The organism is Streptomyces sp. NPDC000075, assembly GCF_040301925.1.
Classification (GTDB): Bacteria; Actinomycetota; Actinomycetes; order Streptomycetales; family Streptomycetaceae; genus Streptomyces; species Streptomyces polychromogenes.
The window spans coordinates 1-17,711 of sequence record NZ_JBEPFL010000059.1 but is presented as its reverse complement, the minus strand read 5'-3'; the positions used below and the strand labels follow the sequence as shown (position 1 = coordinate 17,711).

Sequence of the window (17,711 nt, the reverse complement as noted above, 5' to 3'; positions counted from 1 at the left end):
CCGGCGGCGTTCAGTACCCTGGTTTTTATGAGCACTCTCGAGCCCGATCGCGGCACTGGTACGGGGACCCTCGTAGAGCCGACGCCGGTGGTGTCCCACGGCGACGGCGACCACGAGCGCTTCGCCCATTACGTCCAGAAGGACAAGATCATGGCGAGCGCCCTCGACGGCACCCCCGTCGTCGCGCTCTGCGGCAAGGTCTGGGTGCCGGGCCGCGACCCGAAGAAGTACCCGGTCTGCCCCATGTGCAAGGAGATCTACGACTCCATGGGCGCGGGCGGCGACAAGGACAAGGGCGGCAAGGACAAGTAACCCGTCCGGCTCCCGCCGGGAAGGCCCCCGGGCGTGCACGCAGGTGCGCGCCCCGGGGGCCTTTCCATTTGTCCGTACCTTTCGCCGCCGGAGCCTTTGCCCGGCCCGGCGGCGGGGTTAGGGTCGGCGCCACGAGTGCTGTGCTGTGAGGGGCTGACGCATGGACCTGATCCCCGTACCCCGGGTGGCCGTTGCCGACGCGGAGGGCCGCCGCTACGTCTTCGGCCCGGAGCCGGTGCTCGACGCCGGGCCCGGCTGCGAGGGGGTCGCGCGCTGGCTGCGCCGGGAGGTCGGCGGCGCCACCGGGTGGGCGCTGCCGGCCGGCGCGCCGGGCGACGTACGGCTGCGGCTGGATCCGCGGGGGGCGGGCCCCGAGGCGTACCGGCTGGAGATCGGCGCCGACGGGGTCGAGCTGACCGGCGCGGACGCGGCCGGGCTGTTCTGGGCCGCCCAGACGCTGCGTCAGCTCCTGGGCCCCGACGCCCACCGGCGGGCCCCGCTGCGGCCCGGGCGGAGCTGGGACCTGCCGTACGCCCGCATCGCCGACCGGCCCCGCTTCGGCTGGCGCGGGCTGATGCTGGACGTGGCCCGGCACTTCATGCCCAAGGACGGGGTGCTGCGCTACATCGACCTGATGGCCGCGCACAAGCTCAACGTGCTGCACCTGCACCTGACGGACGACCAGGGCTGGCGCGTCGAGATCCGGCGCCACCCCCGCCTCACCGGGGCCGGCTCCTGGCGGTCCCGCAGCCGGTGGGGGCACCGGGCCTCCCCACTGTGGAACGAGACCCCGCACGGCGGCTTCTACACCCACGACGACATCCGCGAGATCGTCGCGTACGCGGCCGAACGGCACGTGCGGATCGTCCCCGAGATCGACATCCCCGGGCACTCGCAGGCCGCGATCGCCGCCTACCCCCGGCTGGGCAACACCGACGTCGTGGACACCGCCGCGCTGGGGGTGTGGGACGACTGGGGCATCAGCGAGAACGTGCTCGCGCCGACCGAGGAGGTCCTGCGCTTCTACGAAGGGGTCTTCGAGGAGCTGCTGGAGCTGTTCCCGCCCGAGGTCTCGCCCTTCGTGCACGTCGGCGGGGACGAGTGCCCCAAGGCCCAGTGGCGGGCCTCGGCGACGGCGCAGGCGCGGATCCGGGAGCTGGGCGTGGACGGGGAGGACGGCCTCCAGTCCTGGTTCATCCGGCACTTCGACCGCTGGCTCGCCGAGCGGGGCCGCCGGCTCATCGGCTGGGACGAGATCCTGGAGGGCGGGCTCGCCGACGGCGCGGCCGTCTCCTCCTGGCGCGGCTACGCGGGCGGCATCGCCGCCGCCGAGGCCGGGCACGACGTGGTGATGTGCCCCGAGCAGCAGGTGTACCTGGACCACCGTCAGGCGGACGGCCCCGACGAGCCGATGCCCATCGGGTACGTGCGCTCGCTGGAGGACGTCTACCGGTTCGAGCCGGTGCCGCCGAAGCTGTCGCCGGAGGCCGCCGCGCGGGTGCTGGGCGCGCAGGCCAACGTGTGGACCGAGGTGATGGAGCACCAGGGGCGCGTCGACTACCAGGTGTTCCCCCGGCTGGCCGCCTTCGCGGAGGTGGTGTGGTCGCCGCTGCCGGAACCGGAATCCCGTGACTGGGAGCACTTCGAGGGGCGCGTGACGGCCCACCTGGCGCGCCTGGACGCCCTGGGGGTCGAGTACCGGCCACCGGGCGGACCGCTTCCGTGGCAGCGGCGGCCGGGGGTGCGGGGGCGTCCGATCGAGGGTGCGCCTCCGATCGTGTGACCCGGGGGCGCGCGGGTCCGCCGGCCGCGCCGGGCGCTTCCGGAGACCGGAAGCGGAACTCTTCGGGAACCTTCGGGAACCTTTGGGAACCTTTGGGAACCTTTGGGAACCTTGGGAACTGTCGCTCGAACAAGGCTTATCCGGGGGAAAACGGACGTTCGGGTCGGGTCGGTACGAGAGCGGCGCGGCGGATCCGCAGGACGTCCAGCGGGGGCCGGGGGCAGGCCTCCGCCGGGGGGCTCGGGCGGAGGTGGGAGGGGCGTGACGGGCGGGCGCGCGGGAGGGGGCGCGGGGAGCGGGTGCGACCGGTCCGCCCGCGCCGCCGGGCGGACCGGGCCGCCGGTCCGCGGGAGACCCTCGCGCCGGGCGGTCCCGAAGATGTGCCAGAGTTGCCACGTCCCGGCGGTGAGCACGTACCGTACGGCGGACAGGCGTGAGCGCCGGGACCGGGACATCGGGAAGGGGCAGCTGGGTTGACCACGCACGCACCGCACACACCGCATTCGGCTCAGGGGCCGCACACCCCGCACGCGTCGCCGGGGCAGGCGGCGCAGTCCGTGATGCTGCCGGCCTCGCTCGACGAGGCCGTCGCGGCGCTCGCAGCCATGCCCGCGGCCGTCCCGGTGGCCGGCGGCACCGACCTCATGGCCGCCGTCAACGCCGGACTGCTGCGGCCCGCCGCCCTGGTGGGCCTCGGGCGGATCAGCGAGATCCGCGGCTGGCAGTACCAGGACGGGCACGCGCTGCTCGGCGCCGGTCTGACGCACGCCCGGATGGGGCGGCCGGATTTCGCCGCTCTGATCCCGGCGCTGGCGGCCGCCGCGCGCGCGGCCGGCCCGCCGCAGATCCGCAACGCGGGCACCCTCGGCGGCAACATCGCGACGGCCGCGCCGACGGGTGACGCGCTGCCGGTGCTGGCGGCGCTGGAGGCGGTGCTGGTCATCGTCGGCCCCGGCGGCTCGCAGCGCGAGATCCCCGTCTCCCACCTGCTCGCCGGACGCGAGATGCTGAGCCCGGGCGAGCTGATCGGCTTCGTGCGGGTGCCGCTGCTGCACGCCCCCCAGGTGTTCCTGAAGGCCACGGGCCGTACGGGGCCGGGGCGTGCGGTGGCCTCCGTGGGGCTCGTGCTGGATCCGGCGCGCCGGGGCGTGCGGTGTGCGATCGGCGCGGTGGCCCCGATGCCGCTGCGGCCGCTGGAGGCCGAGCAGTGGGTGGCCTCGCTGATCGACTGGGACGGGGACCGCAGTCTGGCTCCGGAGGCCCTGGAGGCCTTCGGCGAGTACGTGGCGGCGGCGTGCGTGCCCGACCAGGGGCAGCAGGTCTCCGCCGGAGTACTGCATCTGCGGCGGACCGTCGCCGTGCTGGCGCGCAGGGCCCTGGGGAGGGCGCTGACCTCATGAGTGAGAACGAGAACGTGAGCGGAACGACCGGGGACACGGGGAACACGGGGCACGGCGGCGGCGCGGACGCGGCCGCGGGGGCCGGCTGGGGCTGGGAGCCGGTGCCGCACGGGGGCGACTACGACTCCGACGCCACGGCCTTCGTACAGCTGCCGCAGGACATGCTGGACGCGCTCGACTCCGGGGAGCCCCTGGCGGCGCCCGGGCACGGCTTCGTGCCGCCTCCGATGATCATGCCGCTGGGTTCGTCCGGCAGTACGGACCCCAGCGCCACCGGGACCTGGACGATGCCGGTCCAGTGGCCCGAGGCGGGCGGGGCGCCCGCGCAGGCCCCCGCCGCCGACCCGGCGCCGGCCCGCGCGCCGATCCCGGCGTCCATCCCGCTCCCGGCCTCGGTGGCGGCCGCCTTCGCGGCGGCCGAGCCGGAGGCGCGGGCGGAGTTCCACGGCGGCGCGCAGCCGGACGCCGCCCACGCGGCGGCGCAGCCGGGCGCGCACCTCGCCTCCCAGGCGGGCGCGCACGGGGCCGCGCAGCAGCAGCACGCGGAGCAGCACGCACAACAGCAGCACGCAGAGCAGCAGCGGCACGCGCAGCAGTACGCCGACCCGCACGCGGCGTCCGACCCGGGGGCGACGGCCGAGTGGCAGTTCCCGGACGCGCTGCACCGGGACGAGGACCCCGCGGCCACCGGGCACTGGACGCTGCCGGCCGACCTGACGGGCGGCGCCGCCGCCGGTGAGGGGCTCGGTGGGAGCGGTCTCGCTGGGAGCGGTGCGTTCCAGCCAGGCGCCCCGGACACGGGCTGGGGCGGGACCCCGGCGGCGGCTCCGGGCGCGGCCCAGGGCCCCTGGGCGGCGCCCGAGGCGGCTGCCGGGGCCGAGGCGGGTGTGGCCGAGGCGGGCGTGGTGTCCGAGGGGCTGCTGAGCTCCGGCGTGCTGCCGGGCGAGGGTGTCCCGGGGGCCCACGGGGCCGTGGCCGGGGCACCGGGGCGCGGGCCGCGGGTGCTGGGCGGGCCCGGGGTCGGTACCCCGCTGCCCGAGGGCTACCCGCAGGCCGGGCCGGAGCCCGAGTCGGCCCTGGAGGCCGCCCCGGACATCGAGGCCTCCCACGGCCACGGGCCGGCGCAGCCCCCGGCCGGGGACGAGCGGCCGCGTCCGGCGGAGGCCGAGGGCGCCTCCTCCGACGCCGCGCCGGAGGAGGGGTCCGCCCCCGCCCCGGTACCGGGCGGGCCGCACGCGCACGGCTTCGGGGAGGGGCCCGGGGCCCCGGCCGGAGCGGAGGCCGCGCGGGTGCCGGGTGAGGACACCGCCGACGACGCGGTGGTGGCACCGGCCGGGCACGACACCGGGGAATTCCCGCTCGGGGAGGCGGCGTACGAGGAGGAACGGCATCCCGCCGTCGCCCAGCACGAGCACCCGGCGGCTTCGTACGTCCTGCGCGTCAACGGCGCCGACCGGCCCGTCACCGGCGCCTGGATCGGCGAGTCCCTGCTCTACGTGCTGCGCGAGCGGCTCGGTCTGGCCGGCGCCAAGGACGGCTGCTCGCAGGGCGAGTGCGGGGCCTGCGCGGTCCAGGTCGACGGGCGCCTCGTCGCCTCCTGCCTGGTCCCGGCGGCGACGGCGGCCGGCTCCGAGGTCCGCACGGTGGAGGGTCTCGCCCAGGGCGGGGAACTCTCGGACGTGCAGCAGGCGTTGTGCAGGTCGGGCGGGGTGCAGTGCGGGTTCTGCGTGCCCGGCATGGCCATGACCATCCATGACCTGCTGGAGGGCAACCACGCCCCCAGCGACCTGGAGACCCGCCAGGCGCTGTGCGGCAACCTCTGCCGCTGCTCCGGCTACAAGGGGGTCATCGAGGCGGTCCGCGAGGTCATCGCGGAGCGCGAGGCCACCGCCGCGCAGGTGGCGGAGACCCCGGCGGAACCGCTCATCCCGCACCAGGCACAGCCGGGCGAGGGCGGCGTCCACGGCTTCGGCACCCCCTTCGGCGGCAACGGCTTCGAGGCGGCGGCCGGTGGCGGCCCGGGCGGCACCCTGGGCGGCAACGGCTTCGATGTGGCGGGCGCGTTCGAGGCGGCGGGTGCGTTCGAAGCGGCGGCGCCCGGCCCGGACGGCACCTTCGGCGGCAACGGCTTCGACCTGTCCGCCGCCGCTGCCCCCGGCCCGACCGGGACGCTGGGCGGCAACGGCTTCGACGTGTCCGGGGTGCTCGACGGGCTCGACGCGGCCCCCGCGGCGGGCGGCTTCGACGCGTTCGGCACCCTCGACGGGGCCGGCACCCCGGGCATCCCGGGCGCGACCGGCGCCCCGTCCCCCGGCCCGCACGGGTTCGACGGCGCCCGGGGCGGTGCCCACGGCGACCCGCAGGGCGGGCTTCACGGCGGCGCCCACGACGGGCTTCACGGGGGCATGCAGGACGGCACCCACGGCGGCACCAGCGGATTCGACGGGATCCACCACAACGGAGGCATGGCGTGAGCGGGCAGGACGCGGCCACGGCGACGACCACGACCACCACCACCATGACCATGGCGACGCTCAATGTCGGCGCCGACGGCGATGGTGACGGCGGCGGCGAGCAGCAGCGCCCGGTGCGCGGCATCGGCGTCTCCGTCCCCTCGGCGGACACCCGCGCCAAGACCGAGGGCACCTTCCCCTACGCCGCCGACCTGTGGGCCGAGGGCCTGCTGTGGGCCGCCGTGCTGCGCTCCCCGCACGCCCACGCCCGCATCCGCTCCATCGACACCTCGGCCGCCGCCGAGATGCCGGGCGTGCGCGCCGTCATCACCCACGCCGACGTCCCCGGCGCCACCACCCACGGCCGCCGCATCGCCGATCGTCCGGTCTTCGCGCACGACGTCGTACGCCACCACGGCGAGCCCATCGCCGCCGTCGCCGCCGACCACCCCGACACGGCCCGCCTCGCCGCGGCCGCCATCGCCGTCGAGTACGAGCTCCTCGACGCCGTCACCGACCCCGAGCAGTCCTTCGGCGCCGCCCCCCTCCACCCGGACGGCAACCTGATCCGGCACATCCCGCTGCGCTACGGCGACCCGGAGGTGACCGGCGAGGTGGTCGTCGAGGGCCTCTACCGCATCGGCCGCCAGGACCCGGCCCCCATCGGCGCCGAGGCCGGCCTCGCCGTGCCCCGTCCCGACGGCGGCGTCGAGCTCTACACCGCCTCCACCGACCCGCACACCGACCGCGACCTCGCCGCCGCCTGCTTCGGCCTCGACCCGGACCGCGTCCGCGTCGTCGTCACCGGCGTCCCCGGCGCCACGGCCGACCGCGAGGACCCCGCCTTCCAGCTCCCGCTCGGCCTCCTCGCCCTGCGCACCGGCTGCCCGGTCAAACTGGCCGCCACCCGCGAGGAGTCCTTCCTCGGCCACGCCCACCGCCACCCGACCCTGCTGCGCTACCGCCACCACGCGGACGCCGAGGGCCGGCTGGTCAAGGTCGAGGCGCAGATCCTGATGGACGCCGGCGCCTACGCCGACGCCTCCGCGGAGTCCCTCGCGGCGGCGGTGGCGTTCGCGTGCGGCCCGTACGTCGTCCCGCACGCCTTCGTGGAGGGCTGGGCGGTCCGTACGAACAACCCCCCCTCGGGCCACGTCCGGGGCGAGGGTGCCATGCAGGTCTGCGCGGCCTACGAGGGCCAGATGGACAAGCTCGCCGCCGCCCTCGGCATCGACGGCGCGGAACTGCGCATGCGCAACGTCCTTGCCACCGGTGACCTCCTGCCCACCGGCCAGACGGTCACCTGCCCGGCCCCCGTCGCCGAACTCCTCCGGTCGGTCCGCGACTTCCCCCTCCCCTCCCTCCCGAAGGACGCCCCGGAGGAGGAGTGGCTGCTGCCCGGCGGCCCCGAGGGCGCGGGCGAGCCCGGCGCGGTGCGGCGCGGGGTCGGCTACGGGGTGGGCATGGTCCACATGCTCGGCGCGGAGGGCGCGGACGAGGTCTCCACGGCCACCGTGAAGGTGGTCGGCGGCACCGCCACCGTCATCTGCGCGGCCGTCGACACCGGCCAGGGCTTCGCGACGCTGGCCCGCCAGATCGTCCAGGAGGTGCTGGGCATCGACGAGGTGGCCTGCGCCCCCGTGGACACCGACCAGCCGCCCGCCGGCCCGTCCGCCCACGGCCGGCACACCTGGGTCTCGGGCGGGGCCGTCGAGCGGGCCGCGAAGATGGTCCGCACCCAGCTCCTCCAGCCCATGGCCCACAAGCTCGGCATGTCCACCGAACTCCTCCAGATCCAGGACGGCCGGATCACCTCGTACGACGGTGCGTTCTCCATGTCCGTCGCGGAGGCCATAGAGGGCAAGGAGCTCTGGGCGACGGCCCAGTGCCGCCCGCACCCGACGGAGCCGCTGGACGAGCACGGGCAGGGCGACGCCTTCGTCGGCCTGGCCTTCTGCGCGATCCGCGCGGTGGTCGACGTGGACATCGAGCTGGGCACGGTGCGGGTGGTGGAGCTGGCCGTCGCGCAGGACGTCGGCCGCATCCTCAACCCCCGCCAGCTGGAGGCCCGTATCGAGGCGGGCGTCACCCAGGGCGTGGGCGCGGCCCTGACGGAGAACCTCCGCTCGGTCGCCGGCCTCGTCCGCCACCCCGACCTGACGGGCTACGCCCTGCCGACGTCGCTGGACGCCCCGGCGGTGCGGATCGTCCGGCTGGTGGAGGAGCGGGACGTGGTCGCCCCGTTCGGCGCGAAGGCGGCGAGCGCGGTCCCGGTGGTGACGACGCCGGCGGCGGTGGCGTCGGCGGTGCGCGCGGCGACGGGGCGCCCGGTGAACCGGATCCCGATCAGGCCGTCGGCGGCGGTCGCGGCACCGTAGCGTCACTCCCCGCATCCGCATCATCACCGCCCGTTAAACTGGCGGTGGAAGGCGCGGTAACGGACGGGGGGCGCTGTGACATCACCGGGCGGGGCGGATGTCGCCGGGGGCGTGGCGGAGGCGCTGACGCGCCAGGCGCAGGCCCTGGAGGTCGAGTACGAGTCGATGACGGCGCACAAGAACCGGGTCGACGCCCTGCTGAGAGCCCTGGACGGCTCTGAGGCGGACTCCCGCAGACTCGCCCACGACACCCTCCCTGCCCCCGCCCTCGGCACGGGCTTCGCGGAGGCGCGGGCGCTGTTCACGGCGTACGACACGGTCCACGGCCGCCTCCAGCGGCTGTCGCGGGGGCTGGCGGGCCAGATCGAGGCCCTCGGCATCGCGATCCTGACGGCGGGCAAGGGCTACGGGGGAGTCGACGAGGAGACGCGCACCCGGATGCGGGCCCTCGTCAGGCACGCGAAGGAGGAGTACGTCCCGGCCCGCGACCCGCTGGCGCGCCAGGACGGTCAGGCGGGGGGCACGATCTGATGGCGCCGACGACGGGAACGACCACGGACTTCGAGGCCCACTCGCACGAACAGCTCCTCGCGATGATCGCCTCCCTCGACCCGGAGGCGGTCAGGACGCGTGCCGCGCAGCTGACGGAGGCGGCGAAGGCGATCACCGAGATCGGCGAAAGCCTCAAGCGGCACCGGGTACGGGGCTGGGAGGGCGAGGCGGCCCACTCCTACCAGGACTGGCTGAGCCGCGCGGGCAGCGCGACGCTGGCGCTGGGCGACTACGCCGAGGCGGGCGGCCGCTGGCTGACGCACGCGGCCCAGACGATGGTGGAGGTCAGGGCCAACACCCCGCGCTACGACACCACGGCGGCCGAAACCCTACGCGCGACCACCCCCCACCCCAACGACCCGGACGCCCGCCTCCTGTCCCAGAAGGCCCACACGAAACTGACGACCGACCACGCCCGGGCGGTCCAACAACTGACGAAGCTGGCCCAGTCGTACGACCTGTCGACAACGGAACTCAACAGAACGGAACCCCCGACGTTCCCAGTGCCGCCGGGGGAGTTCGTGCCCAAGGGGGCGGGCCACGATGAGTTCTCCCGCGCTCGTGGGGGCGGCGGGCATGACGTGATTCCCGGTTCCGCCGGTGCTGAACGCCCCATGTCCAGTCCGTGTGGTGATGTCTCCTCTGGAGGTTCCGATTGGTCATCGCCACATGCTCTTTCGCGCTTCGAGTTACCCCCCGAGCCGGTTCCCTCCAGGCGTGAGGCAGAGGTGAATCTCGACCATGTTGTGGCTCTCCCGGGCAGGAATCTGCACTCAGCCGCCACTTTGCCCGTCGGGCCAGATCCTGCCCGGCCCGGTGGGGATTCGCTCAACGGGTTGATCCCGCTGATTTCCCTTCCCGAGACCGGTAAGTCGCTGACGTCAACTGTCGGCCCACTGCCGGTGGCGCGAAACGCAGCTCCGCCGCGCGAGAGCGGAATTGTCGGCGGCAGGCCGAGTTCCGCTGGTTACTCCGGCGCGAACATCCCACCAGGCGCGGTCATCGGAGCGGAGGGCCCACAGTCTGGTGGAGGCCGCCCGATGTCCGGAACGTTGGGCGGCTGCTTCGGAGGTCCGCAGGGAAGCCCTGGTGGATCGGCGGTCGGTCGCCGCATGGCCATGGAACCGGGCGGTGTCATTGGAGGGCGACAGGGTGGTGCTGTGAGCCGGCCTTTCACCCAAGGGGGTTCGGGGCTCGTGCGCAATGGGCCGGTACTTGGCGCAGTGGGCGCATCGACCGCGGCCAACTGGCGCGGGAACCAGGAGGGTGAACGCCCTGACTACCTTCTGGAGGACGAAGAGACCTGGCAGAGCAACCGTCATCTTGTTCCCCCAGTGATCGACTGAGCGAAACAGATGCGTACGCGTAAGGCGCTTTCGGCCCTGGTGGGCGCACTCCTTGTTGGGGTGGCGGCTACCCCGACCCATGCGCAGACCATCCGAGCGCAACAGTGGCATCTCGATGCGATGAAAGCAGATGACGTATGGAAGATCAGTACCGGGCAGGGGATCACCGTTGCTGTGATCGACAGTGGCATCGAGCGGATTCCGGAACTTGAGGGGCAAGTTCTTCCCGGCAAGGACTTTGCGGCAGGTCGAGGACAGTACAAAGGGGACGAGCGAGCCGACTATGACAAGCATGGGACCACGATTGCTGCGCTAGTCGCCGGCTCTGGAAGGCATCCAAGTGGCGATGGTGCCTTTGGTCTCGCTCCTGGAGCCGAAATTCTTCCGATTCGTGTCCCGCACGAGTACAGCACAACAAGCCCATCGTGGACTGCCGCGATTCGGTACGCGGCCGACTCGGATGCCAAGATCATTAATGTCTCCCTGGTCACGTCCAAGGACGATCCTGATCGGGCCGACGCCGTGAAATACGCTCTCTCCAGGGGGAAGCTGATTTTCGCCAGTGTCGGCAACGACGGTGAAACAACGAATTCGGTCCTCTATCCGGCCGCGACTCCTGGTGTGGTGGGTGTCGGGGCCGTAGATCACGACGGTGTTGCTGCCAAGTTGTCGCAGCACGGGCCGCAGGTCGACATTTCAGCCCCCGGCGTCGACCTGGTCACGGCGTGTGCGCGTGAGACGGGGCTATGCACCAGCAGCGGCACGAGCGACGCCACAGCCCTGGCCTCCGCCTCCGCCGCCCTCCTCTGGTCCGCCCACCCCACCTGGACCAACAACCAGATCCTCCGCGTCCTCCTCAACACCGCCGGCAAACCCGTAGACGGCGCCCAGCGCAACGACTACATCGGCTACGGCGTGGTCCGCCCCCGCATCGCCCTGCCCTCCCCCGGCGACCCCGGCCCGCCGGACGTCTCCCCACTCCCCGACCTCGCGGCAGCCGAAGAGGCAACGGCAGCGGCAACCGCAGCGGCACCCCCACCCACCCCCGTTCCCCCTCCCGGGGGAAACACCCCGCCCCCGCATGCGCCGCAGGCCGCCGCTCCGGTAGACAAGGGCGACGGCAGCGCCGACCCTTCCTGGACCGCCCTCGGGCTCGGCCTCGCGGCAAGCCTCCTCATCGGCGGAGCCGTCACCGCCGTCCGCCGCGCGCCCCGCCGCTGACCGAACCCGAACCGACACGGGAGTGGAACCCGCACGCGATGTCCTTCGAAGAGGAATGGTCCGCCGCCCGCGCCACCGCCACCGCCAACGCCTCCCTGCGCCTCGACCACGCCCCGCCCTCCGGCGGGGCCACCGGCGCCACCGGTGCCGACCTCGCCCTCGACCAGGACCACATCGGAGCCATCGGCAGCGAGGCCTACCGGCTCCACTCCCGCCTCCAGACCGACGGCCGCCACGCCGCCACCGCCTCCGCCGAGGCCGCCGGCGCCCTCGCCCGGGAGGGCTTCGCCAGCGGCGCCGCCCTGGCCAGGGCGAACGGCCGCTGGGAGACCCAGGTCAAGACCCTCGTGGCCGCCTGCGCCCAGATCTCCAACGGCCTCGACTACTCCCTCTCCTCCCACGCCAAGGACGAGCAGCGGCTCTACGCCGAGTTCACCTCCTCCAAAATCGACGAATACCTCAGGTAGGGAAGGGGCGCACGGCCGTGGTGACCTACGAGAACGTCCTCAACGCCCCCGTCGACAAGCTCGCCACCGCCGTCCGCGACTGGCAGGCCCTGGCCGCCAAGCTCGCCGACCTGGCCGAGACCGCCCGTACCGGCATGAAGGCCAAGTCCGACAAGGCCGAATGGAGCGGGGTCACGGCGGGCGTGGCGCGCCCGTTCGTCGACAAGACCGCCAAGGAGTTCGGCGACGCCGCCCAGGAGGCCAAGGGCATCCACCGGGCCCTCTCGGAGGGCCACGACACCTTCAGGGCCTCCCGCGAGCGGCTGAGGAAGATCGCCGAGGAGGAGGCCCCGGCGGCCGGCTTCCGGGTGGACGCCAAGGGGAAGGTCGAGCCGTTGCCGCTGCCCACCGAGGCGGACCGGGAGGCGGCCCGGCACGACCCCGACTACCAGGAGTCCCTGCGCGTCAACCGCCCCCTGTGGCAGGCGAAGGTGGACGCCGCCGTCGACGCCTGCGAGGACGTCGACCGTTCCCTCGCCCGCCTCCTCGACGCGAACGTCTCCCAGGACCACGACTTCACCGCCCCGAAGTACGCGGGCCTCACCGCCGAACAGGCCGGCCGCGCGACCGGCCTCGCCCGGAAGGGACGCGGCCTCTCGCACACGGAGCTGGCAGAACTCAACGAGCTGCTGGCCGACAACGCGAAGGTCCCGGAGTTCGCCACCGCCTTCTACGGGAACCTCGGCCCCAGGGGCGCCCTCGAGTTCTTCGGCACGATGGCGACGGACACGTACGCGTACGGGAAGCTCGACGAGCAGCGGCTGAAGGACGTCCAGGAACTCCAGCGGAACCTGGGCCTCAACCTGGCCACCGCCACCAGCTCCGGCACCGAGCCACACCTGCCGGACGGCTACGCGCAGGAACTGCGGAGGCTGGGCACCCAGCCGATCCCCCTCGCCCGCCACGACCAGAACCCGCCGTACGGGTACCAGCTGCTCGGCGGGATCATGCGGTACGGCGACTACGACCCGAAGTTCCTGGTCCCCATCGCCGAACACGCGACACAGATCCACGCGAAGGACCCGGACTTCTTCGGCGGCTCCCGCCAGCTCAACGGCTACGGCAAGAACATGCTGAACCCCTCCGGGATCAACGGGGCGGGCTACGACCCGGTGGTCAGCTTCCTGGAGGCCCTGGGGCACAGCCCGGAGGCGTCGGCACAGTTCTTCGACCCCGAACGCGAGCCCCCGCCGCCCGTGTACAACCGGGACGGCACGGTCAGGGAAGGCAAGCTCGACTTGGGGAAGGACGCCAAGGGCAAACCCATCACCAGCTACCTCGACTTCTTCGCCAGCGAGAGCTACCACTCGACGATCGACATGGAGGGCATGAACCCGGACGACCTGACGAAGGCCGACAAGTACATGCCCGATGCGCTGGGCCATGCGCTGGAAGCGGCGACCTTGGGCCACGCCTGGGACGCCCCGAACCCGGAGCTGCACCGCACGCAGGCCGGGGCGCACGTCATGGAAGCAGCGGCGCTCAAGTACGGCGGAGACCCTGGGCTGCTCAAGCACCAGGAGGTCCTTGCGGACAGTCTGGGACGCATGACCGCCGGCTATGTCGACGATGTCAACCGGGGCCTGGATGGCAAGGGGGACGAGAGTGTTTTTGCCTCGCGGGCGAAGGACGGGCAAGCGCACGCCAACCTCGATCGCGCTGCCGCCCGCGATCTGCTCGCCGCGCTCGGACAACACCCGGACGCCTATGCCACCGTCTCCAGCGCGGAACGCGTTTACTCGGCGAGTGTCCTAGAGAGCCAGGCGGTTCACGACAGCACCATCGACGAGGGACGTGCTCGCGCGACGATCCGTACCAGTGCTGAGGTGCAGGGCATCCTCGATGAGTCCCGAGCGGAACAGGTCAGGGGCGTCGGCGAGAATCGGCACGAGGAGTACGAGAAGGCGCACGAGCAGAGCTCAGCCTGGGTTGAGTTTGGTACCACGGCCGCCATCGCGGCGGGTGTGGCCTTCCTGCCCGCCACGGCCGCTGCGGCCGGCGCGGCGGCGGTCGTCGTGCCCTTGGCCGTGGACACCGGTACCGGCCTTGTGGAACAGGCGGCGGGACAGGTCATTGGCGAGTGGTCGGATGACGTCAAGGAGAAGCACAAGGACAAGATCGACGGAGCTACGCACGATGCCAACAAAGCGATGTTCCAGGCTGGCGAACACAGTGCGGAGGCGCCGATGACCACATTCCGGAATCGACATGGCATCGATCCGAATAGTGCTTTCGGTAACGACTTTGAGGAGTCCATGCGCCTTGGCTACGCGCGGGGAAACTCCATCGCGCGGCAGCAGGGCCATGAAGCACAGACCAAGGAAGCCGGTTGAACCGAGCGCGGGTGGGCCACCCGCTGGTCGGCTTGGTGATGCTCGGCGTGGCAGCTGCAGCCTGCTCCTCTAGCAGCCCGAAACCTTCGCTGTTTGCCACTGAACCGCCGAAGCTGTCTATCGCCCAGGTCTGCGCTGGGCTCTTCCCTGCTCAAGGTGGGAAGGCGCTGGAAAGAGTTTTGGAATCCACGATTTTCGTGGCCCGGGATGAGGAGCTGAACCCAGACGTGGGGGCGGTCGCGCAGGCGATGGAGGATGCGTACCGGTCCGGCGTGAACATCCGTGACATGCCCACGCGGACTTGCCAGATCTCAGCGGTTCCGACGAGCTCCTATTTTCACACAGCGCGATTGCGATTCACGGCGTACAGCCTGAACGCCGGGGAGCCCGCCGACTTCCCGGGCGTAAGCGATCGCGGCGTGCGGGTCTCCACCCGCGAGCGAAAGATCGTCTACCTCGACTACGACTGCGTAAGCCCCCGCGTCGGCTCCACGCAGGACATCCCTCTGCGTATCAGGCTCCTGTTCCAGGACCGCTGGCAGGCCAGCAAAGGCGACCCCGTCCTCCGCCCCGACTACCTCGCCGTCACCCACTCCGCCGCCCTGGCCGTCGCCAAGGAGCTGCGGTGTGTGGGTGACGGGGGGTTGCCCGCCCGGGCCGAAGACCTCCCCACAGGCTGAGGGCCGCCCGGGGAATCCCCGGGTGGCCCTCGCCCCCTCCTAGAGGCCGTGGAGAAGCAGCGCGAGGCGAAGAAGGTGCGGAAGCCGGGCAAGGCGTGGACGGCGAAGACGTGGCTGACGCACTGGGTGGAGAACGTGGCGCCCCTGGCGGTCAGCGACAACACCGTGGTCGGGCACCGCTTCGCTGTTCGAAAGCACCTGATCCCCGGCCTGGGGGCACACCGGCTCGACAGGCTCAAGCCCGAACACATCGAGATCTTCTACGCCAAGATGCAGGCCAACGGGGACTACGAGGTGGAGCCCTACAGCGTGCAGGAGGTGAAGCGGCTCCTGAGTGCCGCCGAGAAGCACCGCAATTCGGCGCGGTGGGCGGTCGCTCTCGCCCTCGGGCTGCGCCAGGGGGAGGTACTGGGCCTGGAGTGGGATGACGTCGACCTTGAGGGTGGTTTCCTCCTGGTCCGTCGTAGCCGCCATCGGCCGCAGTACGCCCACGGGTGCGCGGAGCCGTGCGGACGCAAGGCGGCCGGCTACTGCCCCCAGCGGCGCCGCACGAACCCCGAGCTGTCCACCACGAAGTCCCGGGCGGGCCGCCGCGCTGTCGGTCTGCCGGACCAACTCTTGGACCTGCTCCGCAACCACCTGAAGGGGCAGGAGAAGGAGCGGGCGGCGGCCAAGAGGTGGCAGGAGAACCGGTTGGTGTTCCCCGACGAACAGGGCCGCAGTCCGTCCCACCGGCGGGACTGGGCCGAGTGGAAGGATCTGCTGGCTGAGGCGAACGTCCGAGACGGACGTCTGCATGACGCCCGGCACACGGCCGCGACGGTGCTGCTGATCCTCGGGGTCCCTGAGCGCGCGGTCATGGGTCTCATGGGGTGGTCGACGACAGCCATGGCCGCTCGATACCAACACATGGTGGACGGCGTACGAAGCAGCATCGCTGGGCAGGTCGATGCCCTGATCTGGGCAGCCGACGATGCAGCAGGCGACGGTGCAGATTAGGCGGGTTGACACGTCGTGGCTGGACAGCGGTGTGCTCTCCGGGTGAGGCGAGACCGCTATGCGGGGTGCCGCCGCCGCCCACCAGGCGATCAAGAAGGCAGTGCCAGCTCTTGCCGCAAGGACCTCCCCCAGCGAGCACGGTATCGCTAGGCTAACGACAAGTCAGGTGCAGGGGGACGCATGGGCTTTTTCCGCAGGCTCGGCAAAAAGGACCAGCAGGGAACAGAGGCGCCAGTGAGGATGGCCAGGCGCGATGTGGCCGTCCGTGGTCGTCCGGTCGACCTCGCTGCCGATCGGCAGAGGCGCCGCGACGCTATTAGGGCCGCATTTGTCGATCCTCCAAGCCCGAGCCTAGACGTGGGCTGGGTCGACCCGGAATATCAAGACCATGTGCGAAAGTGGTTCGCAACCGGGGTGGTGATCCTTAATCGCTTGAGTGACTCGCGCCAGGATCGTACGCCGGAAGGAATTCGTCTCCTCCTTACTGGATATGGCATTCTCCGGGAGGGTGCCGCGGTGGTTGAGGATGAGCGGGGGCTCGTTGAAGCGGTCGAGGAGTTTATCGGTCGACTGCGTGGACTTGCTGTGGATGTTGAGCGGCGACCCTTTGTGAATCGTCTGGGTCAGGATATTTGGCGCTCTCTCTCGGGCCTTGCTTGGGCGCGGGAAGCTAACAGTTCCCTTCGTAGCGTGTTTGAGCAGAGCAAGCGGGATGAGGCTGTGCTGGCGGCAGAAGAAACAATTGACCATACGCTTGCTCGACTCTTTCTGCTCCTCGGCCCGCCTCCCGAGCCGTCGGCGATGGACTATGAACCAGCTGGTCGCGGCGGTGGAGGCGCGGAGCAGTGAGCATCGAGAACAACAGCGTGGCTCCAGTGCCGAGGGGGGACGATCCCCTGCTGTCCGCCGGACTTGAGATCGCAATGAAGTGGGGACAGGCGCTCGGTGGACCCGAGCAGCTTCAGGTTGCGCTGGCAGCTCTTGAGCCGCAATTGAAGCGCGAGCATCAGGTTCGCCTAAAGCACTTGGATATGCAGGAGAAGCGGGCTGAACGGCAGACGCGTGAAGCGCGTGAGATACGCAATCATCGATTCCGTATCACCAGCCTTGTTGTTGGTGCAGTTTTGAGTGTTGCCATGCTGGCCGGTGGAGTTTACGTGGCCAAGGATGCTTGGTGGCTTGCCTCTTTGCTTTGCGGTCCAAGTCTTATCTCCATGGCGGTTATTAGCATCCTGCGGCGCCATGACAACGAGGCCATGAAAATGGTCGCGGACACCGCGCGGAGGGCAACGAACGCTGCTTCGCAGGCGCAGGTTCCTTGAGTAAGTGCTGGTTGCCTGCGCTCTGACAGATGACCGTACGGAGCCCAGGGGAGGCGTGTGAGCCCTGCAGCGGCCAACTGAGACGGGAAGTGAGACGGACGGCGAAGGGGATGCCCCCCTAACTAGGGTGCATCCCCTTCGTTTGGCCTGGTCAGACCCTGGAGGCCGTGACCGGAATCGAACCGGCGTAACTCGCTTTGCAGGCGAGTCCCTCAACCACTCGGGCACACGGCCTTGCTGAGGAAGAACGTACGGGGGTCCGGAGCGCCGCGGAAGGCGGGCGGCGGGGATGCAATGCGACTGCCATGCGGCGTTCACACAGGACGTGGGACCTAGTGCTGTGACCGGGAAGGTTTGCCGGGTTGGGAAGTCAGGCCGCGGCGGGTAGTGGTCTGCCGCCCCATTGGAGGCCTTTCTCGCTTCGGA

The 17,711-nt window shown here is 71.7% G+C and carries 13 protein-coding genes, 1 tRNA gene and 1 pseudogene; 14 read left to right on the top strand and 1 reads right to left on the bottom strand.

Going from position 1 to position 17,711, the window contains the following annotated elements:
- The first annotated feature begins 27 nt into the window (after nt 1-27).
- From ABT403_RS37610 to ABT403_RS37545, 14 genes and pseudogenes are all read left to right on the top strand, one after another.
- Complete coding sequence (locus ABT403_RS37610) at nt 28-312, top strand: DUF3039 domain-containing protein (protein WP_045947038.1); 285 nt, start codon at nt 28-30, stop codon at nt 310-312.
- Between the two features lie 160 nt (nt 313-472).
- Complete coding sequence (locus ABT403_RS37605; protein WP_344155475.1) at nt 473-2,095, top strand: beta-N-acetylhexosaminidase; 1,623 nt, start codon at nt 473-475, stop codon at nt 2,093-2,095.
- A gap of 473 nt (nt 2,096-2,568) precedes the next feature.
- Nucleotides 2,569-3,495: an FAD binding domain-containing protein gene (locus tag ABT403_RS37600; RefSeq protein WP_425580146.1), complete on the top strand. Its 927-nt coding sequence runs from the start codon at nt 2,569-2,571 to the stop codon at nt 3,493-3,495.
- The gene (locus ABT403_RS37595) at nt 3,492-5,969 is read left to right on the top strand and encodes a 2Fe-2S iron-sulfur cluster-binding protein (RefSeq protein ID WP_344155472.1); all 2,478 of its coding nucleotides are present in this window, start codon (nt 3,492-3,494) and stop codon (nt 5,967-5,969) included. Before ABT403_RS37600 ends, ABT403_RS37595 begins: the two co-directional genes overlap by 4 nt.
- A gap of 50 nt (nt 5,970-6,019) precedes the next feature.
- Nucleotides 6,020-8,326 carry a xanthine dehydrogenase family protein molybdopterin-binding subunit gene (locus ABT403_RS37590; protein ID WP_344155645.1) on the top strand — a complete coding sequence of 769 codons (2,307 nt, stop codon included), beginning with the start codon at nt 6,020-6,022 and terminating at the stop codon, nt 8,324-8,326.
- A gap of 75 nt (nt 8,327-8,401) precedes the next feature.
- Nucleotides 8,402-8,857, top strand: coding sequence for a DUF2563 family protein (locus tag ABT403_RS37585; RefSeq protein ID WP_344155469.1), 456 nt, complete (start codon nt 8,402-8,404; stop codon nt 8,855-8,857).
- Nucleotides 8,857-10,224, top strand: coding sequence for a WXG100 family type VII secretion target (locus ABT403_RS37580; protein WP_344155466.1), 1,368 nt, complete (start codon nt 8,857-8,859; stop codon nt 10,222-10,224). Before ABT403_RS37585 ends, ABT403_RS37580 begins: the two co-directional genes overlap by 1 nt.
- Nucleotides 10,225-10,233: 9 nt before the next feature.
- A complete protein-coding gene (gene mycP, locus ABT403_RS37575) occupies nt 10,234-11,445 on the top strand; it encodes a type VII secretion-associated serine protease mycosin (protein ID WP_344155463.1) in 1,212 nt (403 codons plus the stop codon).
- A gap of 38 nt (nt 11,446-11,483) precedes the next feature.
- The gene (locus tag ABT403_RS37570) at nt 11,484-11,912 is read left to right on the top strand and encodes a hypothetical protein (protein ID WP_344155460.1); all 429 of its coding nucleotides are present in this window, start codon (nt 11,484-11,486) and stop codon (nt 11,910-11,912) included.
- Nucleotides 11,913-11,929: 17 nt separating this feature from the next.
- On the top strand, nt 11,930-14,284 hold the full coding sequence (locus ABT403_RS37565) for a hypothetical protein (RefSeq protein ID WP_344155457.1): 2,355 nt from the start codon (nt 11,930-11,932) through the stop codon (nt 14,282-14,284).
- Complete coding sequence (locus ABT403_RS37560; protein WP_344155454.1) at nt 14,281-14,964, top strand: hypothetical protein; 684 nt, start codon at nt 14,281-14,283, stop codon at nt 14,962-14,964. Before ABT403_RS37565 ends, ABT403_RS37560 begins: the two co-directional genes overlap by 4 nt.
- A 48-nt stretch (nt 14,965-15,012) precedes the next feature.
- A pseudogene (locus ABT403_RS37555) lies at nt 15,013-15,963 on the top strand (tyrosine-type recombinase/integrase); the annotation flags it as partial.
- 357 nt (nt 15,964-16,320) lie between these two features.
- Complete coding sequence (locus tag ABT403_RS37550; protein WP_344155448.1) at nt 16,321-16,812, top strand: hypothetical protein; 492 nt, start codon at nt 16,321-16,323, stop codon at nt 16,810-16,812.
- Nucleotides 16,809-17,285: a hypothetical protein gene (locus tag ABT403_RS37545; RefSeq protein ID WP_344155445.1), complete on the top strand. Its 477-nt coding sequence runs from the start codon at nt 16,809-16,811 to the stop codon at nt 17,283-17,285. The genes ABT403_RS37550 and ABT403_RS37545 overlap by 4 nt, the downstream gene beginning before the upstream one ends.
- Nucleotides 17,286-17,444: 159 nt before the next feature.
- On the opposite strand, the gene ABT403_RS37540 is transcribed toward ABT403_RS37545, so the two are convergent.
- Nucleotides 17,445-17,519: transfer RNA gene (locus ABT403_RS37540), tRNA-Cys, on the bottom strand.
- Nucleotides 17,520-17,711 lie beyond the last annotated feature (192 nt).